This window comes from Paenarthrobacter sp. 10L412 (assembly GCF_056395565.1).
The window spans coordinates 88017-100601 of the sequence record NZ_JBFTJT010000019.1 but is presented as its reverse complement, the minus strand read 5'-3'; the positions used below and the strand labels follow the sequence as shown (position 1 = coordinate 100601).

The following is a 12585-nucleotide window of genomic DNA, read 5'->3' as shown; positions in this document are numbered from 1 at the left end:
GTTGCCCGAACATTTTCGAGTGCTGGGAAGACAAGGAAGCCACGTTCCTGATCGGCGGGTCCGAATGCACCCGGCGCTGTGATTTCTGCCAGATCGATACCGGCAAACCCTCCCCGGTGGACATGTTCGAACCCACCAAGGTGGCCCGCAGTGTTCAGGCGATGCAGCTGCGCTACGCCACGGTCACCGGCGTGGCCCGTGATGACCTCGCCGATGAAGGCGTCTGGCTGTACGCCGAAACGGTCCGCAAGATCCACGAACTGAACCCGGGCACCGGGGTGGAGCTGCTGATCCCGGACTTCTCCGGCAAACCCGAACACATCGCCGCGATCTGCGATTCCAAGCCCGAGGTATTCGCACACAACGTCGAGACCGTGCCCAGGATCTTCAAGCGGATCCGCCCGGCGTTCCGGTACAAACGCTCCCTGGATGTCATCACCCAGGGCCGGGACCTGGGCATGGTGACCAAGTCCAACCTGATCCTGGGCATGGGCGAAACCCGCCAGGAAATCTCCGAAGCCCTGCGGGACCTGCACGCGGCCGGGTGTGACCTGATCACGATCACCCAGTACCTGCGCCCCTCCGAACGGCACCTGCCCGTGGACCGGTGGGTCAAGCCCCAGGAATTCGTGGACCTCCAGCACGAGGCCGAAGAAATCGGCTTCCTCGGTGTCATGTCCGGACCCCTGGTGCGCTCCTCCTACCGGGCCGGACGTCTGTGGGCCACCGCAATGCGCAAGAAGGGCTGGGAAATCCCCGCCGCCCTGGCCCACATCGAGTCCTCCGGCACCACCCGCCAGGAAGCCTCCACCATCCTCGCCGCCCACGCCTAACCCCTGGTCGGCAAACACTTCACCAGCAATACCATGAAGCAGTACCGAAGGGCCGGATGCCAAGCGTAATGGCGTCCGGTCCTTCGGCGTCCATCACGTAGAATTAAGGCACTATGGCGAATTCCTCTGATTCCAGCAAATCGACCCCCTCGGCCGACGCCCCCAAGCGTGGGCTGTTCCAGCGCAAGCCCAAGGAAGCCAAGGCCAAGAAGCCGAGCCAGCTGAAGCAGATCGCTGAAGTCTTCAAGATGACGCGGCGCAATGATCCCCAGGTTGTGTGGATCATGCTGCTGGCTTTCCTGGCGGTAGTTGCCGTGGCCTTCCTCGTCGGCTACCTCTTGGAAAACTGGGTTACCGGCCTCATTATCGGTATTCCGCTGGGTCTCCTGGCCGCCGTTTTCATCCTCTCCCGTCGCGCAGAGAAGGCTGCCTTCGCGCAGATCGAGAATCAGCCCGGTGCTTCCGGTGCGGCCTTGGGTACTCTACGTCGCGGCTGGGTCACGCAGGACCAGCCTGTCGCGGTTAACCCCCGCACTCAGGACGCCGTCTTCATGGCAATTGGTCGTCCCGGCGTCGTTTTGGTCAGTGAAGGTCCCACGCATCGCGTCAAGCCGTTGGTGGAAGCCGAGCGCAAGCGCCTGACGCGCATCCTGCCCAACGTCACCATCCACGTCCTGGAATCCGGTCGCGGCGAGGGCCAGGTGCCTTTGAACAAACTCGCCAAGACCATGGGCAAGATGAAGAACGAACTCACCAAGGTGGAGGTCAACGCTGTGTCCAAGCGCATCAACTCCCTTGGTACCCGCCTGCCGATCCCCAAGGGCATCGACCCCTACAAGGCTCGCCCGGACCGCAAGGCTGCACGCGGACGCTGATTGTCCGTAGTTGCTTGATTGCCCACACGAAAAACCGCCCCTGTCTCGAAGGAGACAGGGGCGGTTTTTATTGGTCCATGCTTTTTTATTTGTGTTTGCTTGCTATGGGGTTGGTTCCAACCGGTGAGGACTGAAGACGCTACATCCGAATGAGGATGGTGTTCATGGCTTTATCGTGAAGTCCACGCTGATCCGGATCAAAGATGACTGCAGGGATAACCAGGCAGAGGAGCACGGTACGCACCACAGCGGCCAGGGGGCCGGCGGGACCTCCCCCCAAGCGGACCACATGAATGCCGGCAATCCTGTGGCCGATGCTGTACCCAAGGGTGCCGATCAGCAGAATCTGCTCCGCGGCAAAAATTGCGAGCGTTGCCCACTGGTTGCCGCCAAATGCGAAGTTGCTAATGACCAGTGCAATGGTCCAGTCGATCACGATGCCCAGGATTCGTCGCCCAGCACGCGCCATCGAGCCTGGTCCGGCCTCAGGAAGGCCGAGTCTCTCACCCGGGTATTTGGAGATGCCGGATGTGTCCGGCCCGCTTAGCCAGGAGCCTATGTCTTTTCGATCAACCACCCTCCAAGCCTAACGGTTGGCGGACGGACAGTCCGACGGCGAAGGCCGCCTTTGGTGCCTTCGTCTGGGCATATATTGCGCCAAAGTGTTCGCCCACTGGACCCGCGTGGACCTGACACCGGAAAGCCGACTACCGTTTACACAACAGATCATTCTGTAACCTGCCCGAAACAATACTGACACTCCCGGGAAATCCCATCTCCCTAAGGTGGTATGAGTTGCTAGCCACCGCGGCAAGGGGAATTTTTTGTGTCTCCGGGCCTCCGGCATGGGCTGGCTCACGCGGCCTTCCGGGCCTGTTACTTGATATGCATAAGGAGCATAGATGTTCAAGACTGCGGACGAAGTCCTCAAGTTCATCAAAGACGAAGACGTCAAATTCGTCGATATCCGCTTCACCGACCTTCCGGGCGTCCAGCAGCACTTTAACGTGCCGGCGAAGAGCGTAGACCTCGACTTCTTCGTGAACGGTCAGCTCTTCGACGGATCTTCCATCCGCGGCTTCCAGGGCATCGCTGAGTCCGACATGCAGCTCATCCCGGATGTGACCTCGGCTTTCATCGACACATTCCGCATTGAGAAGACGCTTGCGCTGAACTTCTCCATCGTGAACCCCCGTACGGGCGACCCCTACCACCGCGACCCCCGTGGCGTAGCGGAGAAGGCTGAAGCGTACCTGGCTTCCACCGGTATTGCGGACACTGCGTTCTTTGCCCCCGAGGCCGAGTTCTTCGTCTTCGACAACATCCAGTACCAGTCCTCCCCGCAGGGCAGCTTCTACAAGATCGACTCTGAAGAAGCCCACTGGAACACCGGCCGCAAGGAAGAGGGCGGAAACCTCGGCTACAAGACCCCCGTCAAGGGCGGTTACTTCCCGGTTTCCCCCACCGACAAGCAGGCTGACCTCCGCGACGCCATGTGCGTTGAACTGGACAAGGCCGGCCTCGAGGTCGAGCGCTCCCACCACGAAGTTGGCTCCGCCGGCCAGGCAGAGATCAACTACAAGTTCACCACGCTGACTGCAGCTGCTGACGACCTCCAGAAGTTCAAGTACGTCATCAAGAACACCGCAGACGCATGGGGCAAGTCCGTAACCTTCATGCCGAAGCCGGTCTTCGGTGACAACGGCTCGGGAATGCACTGCCACCAGTCGCTCTGGAGCAACGGCGACCCGCTGTTCTACGACGAAAAGGGCTACGCTGGCCTCTCCGACACCGCCCGCTGGTACATCGGCGGCCTGCTGAAGCACTCCTCGGCAGTCCTCGCATTCACCAACCCGACGGTCAACTCGTACCGCCGCCTGGTCAAGGGATTCGAAGCTCCGGTCAACATGGTGTACTCGCAGGGCAACCGCTCTGCTGGTATCCGTATCCCCATCACGGGCACCAACCCGAAGGCCAAGCGCATCGAATTCCGCGCTCCGGACCCCTCGTCCAACCCGTACCTGGCCTTCGCTGCCCAGCTGATGGCCGGCATTGACGGCATCCGCAACCGCATCGAGCCCCCGGCTCCCATCGACAAGGACCTCTACGAGCTCCCGGCCGAGGAAGCCAAGGACATCCCCAAGGCTCCGGGTTCCCTGGAAGAAGCCCTCGAGGCCCTGCGCGAGGACAACGAGTTCCTGCAGGCTGGCGGTGTCTTCACCCAGGACCTGATCGATACTTGGATTGAATACAAGTACGAGAATGAGATTCGCCCGCTGTCACTGCGCCCGAACCCTTACGAGTTCGAGCTCTACTACGGCGTCTAGCAACACCGGCGGCTAAACGAGGTTTAGTCTGCACAGAACCCAGCGAGGTTCCCGGTCAAGAAGGCCGGCAACAGGTTTGTACCTGTTGCCGGCCTTCTTTTTGCTGCCGCCGCCCGAGTCAGCAAAAGCCGTAAGGCTGTGGCGAACTTCGATCTATTCGGATTCCTTGCCCTGATCACGGTCCCGGATGTTTTTTCCGAACTCGTCCAGCTTCTCCCTGACGGCCTTCGCGGCATCCGCAAAACCCTTTTCCGCAGTGCTCAGGGGATCCAATTGAAGGTAGACGTGCTGATCGATCGGGAGGTCGTACTCGTCCTTCAAATGCGTGCCGCCGGAGACGCCATCGAGCGACAAATAGACAAGCGCCTCAGTTCTTGCGATGCCAGCGATCGTCCCGAAGACAACCGTGAAATCGTTGGGCTGAAAGCTAATGGATTGACCCACGTGGCGGCGATCCAGCTCTCCAGCAGGAATAGCCTTCTCAAACGAACTTCCGTTGTATTCCATGTACTTCTCCTAAGCATCGAGAGTAGTTACGGAACCGAGTCTATAAGGCTTTCCAACGGACGAACCAGCACCTTGCCTTTGGTCTTTAGTGCCTGGTTTTCGGGACTTCTCCAGGTTGCTGTGGAGCTGCGCAGTCCGCGCAAAACACCCGATCGGTTTCTTCACCGCAGCACTGACAGCGGTGAACCAGTGCCGCTTGTTCCATCACATAGGTTGTCATAGCAAATATGGTGCCTACCCAGGGCAGGTCAGGGCACGAGTAGTGTGTACTCGTTTTTTACCCTTCCGGCACAGCCAACTACTTGGTTTCGAAAAGGCCCTGCGCTCCCCCATCATCGTGCCGCCACTCGGCGTCAGTAAAAGTGGCGAAACAGCGCCGGCACGCATAGACGTCGCCGCGGCCATGCCGGGAAGACCAGTGCGGCCCTGCCTGCTCACACCGGAAGCACGATGCATCTGAGAAGGGTGCCCCCTCCGAATCCCGCCTGACTGTCACGCGAGAATCCTAAGGGACACCATGCCCGGACGAACAGACCCCAAGGGATCCCCGTCGCTGGTCGGCCGGACTGGTCCTACTGCTTCCCGTACTTTTTATGAACCGCCTGCTTGGTCACGCCGAGGCAAAGTGCGATTGCCTCCCACGACAAACCGGACTGCCTGGCTGCGCGTACAAGGGAAGCCTCAGCCCTGCCAACTTCCTTGTGAAGTTCAGCTACGGCATACAGCGCCTCCGCGGGCCCCATGCCGTCCATCGATCCAACAAGTGTTTTCATCCTGCCCGCCTCCATGGCGTCAACCATAGTTGACGCGATGATCGTCGTCAACTATGGTTGACAACAGTTCCCCCGAGGACGAAACGGGGGCATCCTCAAAGGCCTTGTACATGATGCGTTGAGGGCCGGAGTTGCCACCAAGGTAGCGGCCAGCGTCAACAAAACCAGCTTTTGCATAGGCTGCAATGCCTGCCGGATTGCGCTCATTGACAGAAAGCACGACGCCGGCCTGGCCGCCACCCCGCCTGACCGTCAGTTTGCGGGCCTCGTCTATCGCAGCCCCCGCGGCCAGCGTCCCGAGGCCCCGCCCCTGGCATTTCGAGTCGATAAGGAATCCCCTGAGAAGCCACGCCGAATCGTCGTTCGGCCACCCCGCAAGGCTCGCGGCCCCGGTTTGGAGGGTCAGCACTCCCACCCCCACCCCTTCGGACTCAATCACATAGGGCAACCGGGACTCCTCTTCTAGGCTGATGAGCATCATGCGCAGGGGGTCCCCCACGAAATCACGCTGCGCTTGCTCCACCGCCATTTCCGCCACCGCCCCCAACTGAATGGCGCGCGCGTCATCGTCCAGCAGCTTGAGGGGAATAAGCCAGATACTCATCACCAGCCGGCCTCAGTTACCGTAGAACTCTTTTTCGAAGACAGCCCTGGCACGGCGGCTAAGGCGCAGGTAGTCCTCCTCGAACTGCCCTGCGGCCCCGGGCGCGTAGCCACACCAACGCGCCACAGCTTCAAGGTCCCTCCGCGACGATGGAAGTACATCCGAGGCCCGGCCTGTCACGATGACGTTTGCCGAGCGGATGCGGCTGGCGAGCTTCCACGCCTCCCGCAAGAGTCCGGCGTCGTCCTTGCCTACAAGCCCAAGGTTCTCGGCCGCCGCAAGTGCCTCCAACGTGGACGTAGTGCGCAATGCAGGCTGCTTGCCCGCATGCTGCAACTGGATGAGCTGGACTAGCCATTCAACATCGCTCAATCCACCGCGGCCAAGCTTCACGTGCCGGGCCGGATCAGCGCCACGAGGCAGCCGCTCCGATTCCACGCGCGCCTTGATGCGCCTGATTTCCCTGACATCCTGTTCGGAGAGCTCAGCCGGGTAGCGGATGGGATCAATAAGCTGAAGGAAGTCCACTGCCAGGTCGTCTGAACCTGCCATGGGACGCGCCCGCAGCAGCGCCTGCGCTTCCCATATCAGTGACCACCGGCGGTAGTACTCGGCGTAGGACTCCAAAGACCGGACCATGGCGCCGTTCTTGCCTTCGGGCCGCAGGTCCGCGTCCACCATCAAGACCCGCTCGGCCATGATGGCGGGCTTGAGCGGTTGGGTAAGGAGGCTGGAGACTTTGGCGACTATCGCCGTCGCCTGCTCCTGCGCTTCCTCATCGGTGAATCCAGGCCGGGCACGATGAACGTACATGACGTCGGCGTCTGAGCCGTAGCCGATCTCACGGCCACCCTGCCGGCCCATCGCCACCACCAGAACCTCGGTTTTCAGAGGATCGGACTGGGTAGCGATGCCTTCGGCCACATGCAGGGCTCCGAGCACGGCCGCCCGGTCTGTTTCGGCCAACGCCAGTCCCACGGCGTCCTGGTCAAGCAAACCGGCACTATCGGCAATCGCGGTCCGCAGAATCTCCCGGCGGCGGATCAACCGGATGAGGCGCATGGCACTCTCCGGATCCGGGTGCCGGGACAATTTGGACCGGATTTCCTGCCATTGCGCTTCAAAGGGAATGGGAGCCAGGTCCTTGTCGCTGCCAAGCCACGCCACGGACTCCGGTGAGACTTCCAGGAGGTCCGAAATGAGCCGGGAATTGGCAAGGACCTGGCAGAGGCGTTCGGCTGCCGCTTGGGAATCACGAAGCATCCCCAGATACCAGTGCGTGGTGCCCAACGCTTCGCTGACCCTTCGGAACGCCAGGAGCCCGGCGTCGGGATCCACGCCTTCGGCAAGCCAGCCTAGAAGAATGGGCAACAGTTGCCGCTGCAGTGCCGCACGTCGGCTTACACCGGCAGTCAGCGCCTCAATGTGACGCATTGCGCCCTTGGGATCGAGGTAGCCGAGGGCGGCAAGACGGCCCTGGGCTGCTTCCGGGCTCAGTTTGGCATCTTCGCTGCTGAGTTTCGCCGCGGTGTTGAGCAGCGGCCGGTAGAAAATACGCTCGTGCAGTTCCCGAACGGACCGCTTGGTCTTCTGCCAGGTGGCCATCAGCTGGTCAGGATGGGGGCGTTCAAGCGAGAAAGGCCCCAGGACAGCCTTCGCCAGCACCCGCTGCGCATCCTCCGCCACTGGCATGAGGTGGGTCCGGCGCAACTGGAACAATTGAATCCGGTGCTCCAGAAGCCGAAGATAGCGATATGCGTTGTCGAAACCGGCCGCATCGGCACGTCCGATGTAGCCGCCGGCGGACAGTGCCGCGATGGCCGAGGTGGTGTCGCGGCAGCGAAGAGATTCGTCCGATTTGCCGTGAACCAGCTGCAACAACTGCACAGTGAATTCGACGTCGCGCAGCCCGCCACGCCCAAGTTTGATCTGCCGCTGTTCCTCGGCGGCCGGAATGTAGTCCGTGACCCGGCGCCTCATGGCCTGGACGGATTCGACGAAGCCATCACGGCCGGCGGACGCCCACACGAGTGGTTCCACTGCCTTTTCATAGCGCTGGCCCAGTTCCCGGTCGCCGGCAATCGTACGGGCCTTCAGCAACGCCTGGAATTCCCAGCTCTCGGCCCATCGGGCGTAGTAGCTCAGGTGTGAGGGGAGGGTCCGCACCAACGGCCCGGATTTTCCTTCCGGGCGAAGGTTGGGGTCCACTTCCCACAAACCCGGCTCAGGCGCGGATGAGGAAATCGCCCGCGAGATGCCGGACGCCAGGGCGGTCCCGATGGTCGCGGCGCGGGCGTCGTCCAAGTCCTCTGCCTCGATGACGTAAATGACGTCGACGTCGGAAATGTAGTTAAGTTCGCGGGCACCACACTTGCCCATGCCAATGACTGCGAGCCCGACGTCGGCCACCTCCGAGGCGTCGAACTGGGCGGCCGCCTCGGCCCGGGAAACGGCAAGGGCAGCTTCAATGGCGGCACCGGCGAGATCGGCGAGCTCTGCACCCACAGCGGGCATGAAGTCCTGCGGCGACGCAGCGCAGAGATCCTTAATGGCAAGCTCCGTTAGCCCGCGGCGATACGCCGTCCGCAAGGCGGCATACGCCGGAAGCCCCGTCAACCCAGCCACCGGACGCTGCGCACCTGGCTCGGCCTTGACCGAACGAAGAAGCAGGGACCTGAGCTCTTCGCTTGATGCCGGGAGTGGCTCCGGGCTGACCCGGGCGTCAAAAACATCCAGATGCTCCGGCCTGCGCATGAGGAACTCACCCAGCGCCTCCGATGCCCCCAACAGCCGGTACAGGGATTCGCTTGTGTCCGGGTCAGCGCCCGCCAACTTCTTGAGGCCAGGGTTCTTCTCAATCAGCCGGACAAGTGATTGCAACGCGGTATCCGGGCTCGCCGCCAAGGAGAGCCCGGCGAACAGGGCATCCTGTTCGATGCCTTCCAATTCCGGGGCAGCAAGAAAACGCTCGCCCTTTTCCAGGTCACTGAATCCGGCTGAGATGAGCCGACGTGCAAGGCTCATTGGCCCTGCCTACAGAATGCCGAGGTTGCGCTGCAGCTCGTACGGCGTGACCTGAAGGCGGTAGTCCTGCCATTCCGCGCGCTTGTTGCGCAGGAAGTGTTCGAAGACCTGCTCACCCAGGATCTGGGCCACCAGTTCCGATTCCTCCATGGCACGGATGGCATCGTGGAGGCTGGCCGGCAGCGGAGCGTGGCCCATGGCTTTGCGCTCTGCGGTGGTCAGCGACCAAACGTCATCCTCGGCAGCTGCCGGAAGTTCGTAGCCTTCCTCGATACCCTTCAAACCGGCACCCAAAAGGACGGCATAGGCCAGGTACGGGTTGGTCGCGGAGTCGATGCCGCGGTACTCGATGCGCGCCGACTGGCCCTTGCCGGGCTTGTATAACGGCACGCGCACCAGAGCGGAGCGGTTGTTGTGGCCCCAGCTCAGATAGCTCGGTGCTTCGCCGCCGCCCCAGAGCCGCTTATAGGAGTTGACGAACTGGTTGGTGACCGCCGTGAACTCGGGAGCGTGCTTGAGGATACCGGCAATGAATTGGCGGGCCGTCTTGGACAGCTGGAACTCCGCGCCGGCCTCAAAGAATGCGTTGGTGTCCCCCTCGAAGAGCGAGAAGTGTGTGTGCATTCCGGAGCCGGGGTGGTCCGTAAACGGCTTGGGCATGAACGTGGCATACGTGCCCTGCTGCAGGGCAACTTCCTTGATGACCGTGCGGAAGGTCATGATGTTGTCCGCAGTCTGCAGGGCATCCGCGTAACGCAGGTCAATCTCGTTTTGGCCCGGGCCGCCCTCGTGGTGGCTGAACTCCACCGAGATACCCACCGATTCCAGCATGGTCACCGCGGTACGCCGGAAGTCCTGCGCAACACCCCCAGGGACGTGGTCGAAGTAGCCGCCTTCATCAACCGGGACCGGCGCGCCGTTGGGGCCAAGCTCCTTTGATTTCAGCAAGTAAAACTCGATTTCAGGGTGCGTGTAGCAGGTGAAACCCATATCGGCGGCCTTGGCAAGGGTCCGCTTAAGGACGTTGCGGGGATCCGCTGCTGACGGCTCGCCGTCCGGTGTCAGAATGTCGCAGAACATCCTGGACGTTTGCTCGGTCTCACCGCGCCAAGGCAGGATCTGGAAGGTTGAGGGGTCCGGCTGTGCCAGCATGTCCGACTCAAAAACCCGCGCGAGGCCCTCGATCGCCGAGCCATCGAATCCCAGGCCCTCTTCGAAGGCACCTTCGACTTCAGCAGGCGCAAGTGCCACGGACTTCAGCGAACCCACGACGTCGGTGAACCACAAGCGTACGAAGCGCACGTCACGCTCCTCGATCGTCCGCAGAACGAACTCTTGCTGGCGGTCCATAGGGCCTCTTTTCCGGTTCGGTGTCCATGCCGCAGTTCCCATCATTGAAGCCACGGCAGCTCAGACTTCACTCTACTAAGCATTCGGTGGGAATGCCGCCGCAGTAGCTGCGCGTAACACAGCGTTTACAAACAGTGACCCTTGGCACACTGCTGGCAGGCGTCGTCGGCACGGCTTAGGCTCTATCCATGGCCCCAAGCAACCTTCCTGAGTCCACCACGCCCGCCGAAGTCCCCGCGCCGTATGGCACCGGCCCCGCGGCGTCAGTCCAGGCACCTCCAGGGGGCGCCAAGAAGCAGGTCAGCAGGGTGCGCATTCATCACCTTCAGCAGGCCAAGGACAACGGCGAGCACTTCGCCATGCTCACCGCCTACGAGCAATACACCGCCGAGATCTTCGACCAAGCAGGCATCGAAGTACTCCTGGTGGGCGACTCCGCCTCGAACAACGTCTTCGGCAATGAGACCAGCCTTCCGGTCACTGTGGACGAGCTGCTGCCCCTGTGCCGGGCGGTAAGCCGTTCAGCCAAGCGCGCCCTCGTCCTGGCGGACCTGCCATTTGGCAGCTACGAGGTTTCAACCGAGCAGGCAGTCGCCACAGGCGTCCGTTTCCTCAAGGAAGGATTGGCCCACGCGGTCAAAATCGAAGGCTCTGCCTACTATGCAGACACTGTGAAGGCCATGGTCCAGGCAGGCATTCCTGTCATGGCCCACATTGGTTTCACTCCCCAGAGTGAACATTCCCTGGGTGGCTACCGGGTCCAGGGCAGGGGCGATGACGCCCAGCGGCTGATCGAGGACGCAGTGGCCTTGCAGGACGCAGGCGCCTTCAGCGTCCTCATGGAAATGGTGCCCGCGGATACTGCTGCTGCCGTCGATGCCGCGTTGCGCGTACCGACCGTAGGCATCGGAGCGGGCAAGAGCACCACCGGCCAAGTGCTGGTCTGGCAAGACATGGCTGGACTGAGAGGGGGCAAGATGGCGAAGTTCGTCAAGCAGTATGCAGATCTTCGCACCACGCTCACTGACGCCGCCGCAGCCTTTGGAGAGGACGTCAGGTCCGGGGAATTCCCCGGACCCGAGCATTCCTTCTAGCTAAGTCAGGGCGTCCTAGTCGTCGTCCTGGGCGTCCCAGGCATCGTTGCGTTGCTTGACCTTTTCCAGCGCGTGCTCGGCGTCTTCCCTGGTCTTGTAAGGGCCAATCAGCTGTGTCCAATCGGACATGGCATCCTCTTCGATCTCATGCGTCTTGACGTTGTACCAGTACTCCGTCACGTCTCCTCCTCGTCCCGTTTGCCCTCAAACGCGTAACGTTGGCGTCAGTCACGTGGGCCCAGCCGCGCTTTGTTACTTGCGTCTCTTGTGTGCCTTATATGATCAATCTATGCCTTCTCTTGCTTCGACCGCACCCATCGGCACGCTCACTCCGGGAATCATCAGCCCTGAACGGCCCGTCCCGGCGTCGATCCCCCGGCCCGAGTACGTCGGCAAGAAGGCACCCAGCAAGTTCACCGGCTCCGAAGTGAAGTCAGCGGAGACCATCGAGAAGATCCGTATCGCCGGCAGGATTGCTGCCCAGGCCATCGTAGAAGTTGGCAAGCACATCCAGCCCGGCGTGACGACGGACCAGTTGGACAAGATTGGCCATGAGTTCCTTGTGGACCACAATGCCTACCCTTCCACGCTGGGCTACCGGGGCTTCCCGAAGTCCCTCTGCTCTTCCCTCAATGAAGTTATCTGCCACGGCATCCCCGATTCCACGGTGGTTCAGGATGGGGACATCCTGAACATTGACATCACCGCATTCATCGGCGGAGTACATGGAGATACGAATTACACTTTCCTGGTTGGCGACGTGGACGAGGAATCCCGTTTGCTGGTTGAGCGTACGCAGGAGTCGCTCAACCGGGCCATCAAGGCCGTGGCCCCGGGCCGCGAAATCAACGTAATCGGCCGCGCGATCCAGTCCTACGCCAAGCGCTTCGGCTATGGCGTGGTGCGGGATTTCACTGGCCACGGTGTTGGCGAGGCGTTCCACACAGGCCTCATCATTCCGCATTACGACGCAGCCCCGGCGTACAACACCGTGATCGAGGCAGGCATGGTCTTCACCATCGAACCCATGCTGACCCTTGGCACGATCGAATGGGATATGTGGTCCGACGACTGGACGGTTGTTACCAGGGACCACAAGCGCACGGCCCAATTCGAGCACACCCTGCTGGTCACCGAGACCGGCGCGGAAATCCTGACCCTTCCCTAGCTTTCCGGAAGGTCCATCGCAGCCCCGGGC

General features: G+C 61.6%; 12 protein-coding genes. 5 read left to right on the top strand and 7 right to left on the bottom strand.

Going from position 1 to position 12585, the window contains the following annotated elements; genetic code table 11:
* Both AC1DD7_RS21965 and AC1DD7_RS21960 read left to right on the top strand, forming a co-directional pair.
* A partial coding sequence (locus AC1DD7_RS21965) for a lipoyl synthase (protein ID WP_477516547.1) occupies positions 1 to 833 on the top strand: 833 nt, incomplete at its 5' end.
* A 113-nt stretch (positions 834 to 946) separates the two neighbouring features.
* A complete protein-coding gene (locus AC1DD7_RS21960) occupies positions 947 to 1708 on the top strand; it encodes a DUF4191 domain-containing protein (protein WP_431119694.1) in 762 nt (253 codons plus the stop codon).
* 139 nt (positions 1709 to 1847) lie between these two features.
* Here AC1DD7_RS21960 and AC1DD7_RS21955 read toward each other — a convergent pair whose 3' ends face one another.
* Complete coding sequence (locus tag AC1DD7_RS21955; protein ID WP_477516546.1) at positions 1848 to 2285, bottom strand: RDD family protein; 438 nt, start codon at positions 2283 to 2285, stop codon at positions 1848 to 1850.
* A 325-nt stretch (positions 2286 to 2610) separates the two neighbouring features.
* On the opposite strand from AC1DD7_RS21955, the gene glnA reads away from it, so the two are divergent.
* Entirely contained in the window at positions 2611 to 4035 is a 1425-nt protein-coding gene (gene glnA, locus AC1DD7_RS21950) for a type I glutamate--ammonia ligase (protein ID WP_477516545.1), read from the top strand.
* A gap of 153 nt (positions 4036 to 4188) precedes the next feature.
* Here the strand turns inward: glnA and AC1DD7_RS21945 are convergent, their stop codons facing one another.
* The 5 genes from AC1DD7_RS21945 to AC1DD7_RS21925 form a co-directional block, all read right to left on the bottom strand.
* Positions 4189 to 4542, bottom strand: a complete 354-nt coding sequence (locus AC1DD7_RS21945; protein ID WP_477516544.1) for a hypothetical protein — start codon at positions 4540 to 4542, stop codon at positions 4189 to 4191.
* 572 nt (positions 4543 to 5114) lie between these two features.
* Positions 5115 to 5315, bottom strand: a complete 201-nt coding sequence (locus tag AC1DD7_RS21940; protein WP_477516543.1) for an AsnC family protein — start codon at positions 5313 to 5315, stop codon at positions 5115 to 5117.
* A 19-nt stretch (positions 5316 to 5334) separates the two neighbouring features.
* Positions 5335 to 5919, bottom strand: coding sequence for a GNAT family N-acetyltransferase (locus tag AC1DD7_RS21935; RefSeq protein WP_477516542.1), 585 nt, complete (start codon positions 5917 to 5919; stop codon positions 5335 to 5337).
* Between the two features lie 12 nt (positions 5920 to 5931).
* A complete protein-coding gene (locus AC1DD7_RS21930; protein ID WP_477516541.1) occupies positions 5932 to 8943 on the bottom strand; it encodes a bifunctional [glutamine synthetase] adenylyltransferase/[glutamine synthetase]-adenylyl-L-tyrosine phosphorylase in 3012 nt (1003 codons plus the stop codon).
* A 9-nt stretch (positions 8944 to 8952) separates the two neighbouring features.
* Positions 8953 to 10293: a glutamine synthetase family protein gene (locus tag AC1DD7_RS21925; RefSeq protein WP_477516540.1), complete on the bottom strand. Its 1341-nt coding sequence runs from the start codon at positions 10291 to 10293 to the stop codon at positions 8953 to 8955.
* A 188-nt stretch (positions 10294 to 10481) separates the two neighbouring features.
* Between AC1DD7_RS21925 and panB the strand changes: the two genes are divergently transcribed.
* Positions 10482 to 11387 carry a 3-methyl-2-oxobutanoate hydroxymethyltransferase gene (gene panB, locus AC1DD7_RS21920; protein WP_477516539.1) on the top strand — a complete coding sequence of 302 codons (906 nt, stop codon included), beginning with the start codon at positions 10482 to 10484 and terminating at the stop codon, positions 11385 to 11387.
* 15 nt (positions 11388 to 11402) lie between these two features.
* Here panB and AC1DD7_RS21915 read toward each other — a convergent pair whose 3' ends face one another.
* Positions 11403 to 11567, bottom strand: coding sequence for an SPOR domain-containing protein (locus AC1DD7_RS21915; protein WP_477516538.1), 165 nt, complete (start codon positions 11565 to 11567; stop codon positions 11403 to 11405).
* 109 nt (positions 11568 to 11676) lie between these two features.
* On the opposite strand from AC1DD7_RS21915, the gene map reads away from it, so the two are divergent.
* A complete protein-coding gene (map, locus tag AC1DD7_RS21910; protein ID WP_477516537.1) occupies positions 11677 to 12555 on the top strand; it encodes a type I methionyl aminopeptidase in 879 nt (292 codons plus the stop codon).
* The last annotated feature ends 30 nt before the right edge of the window (positions 12556 to 12585 follow it).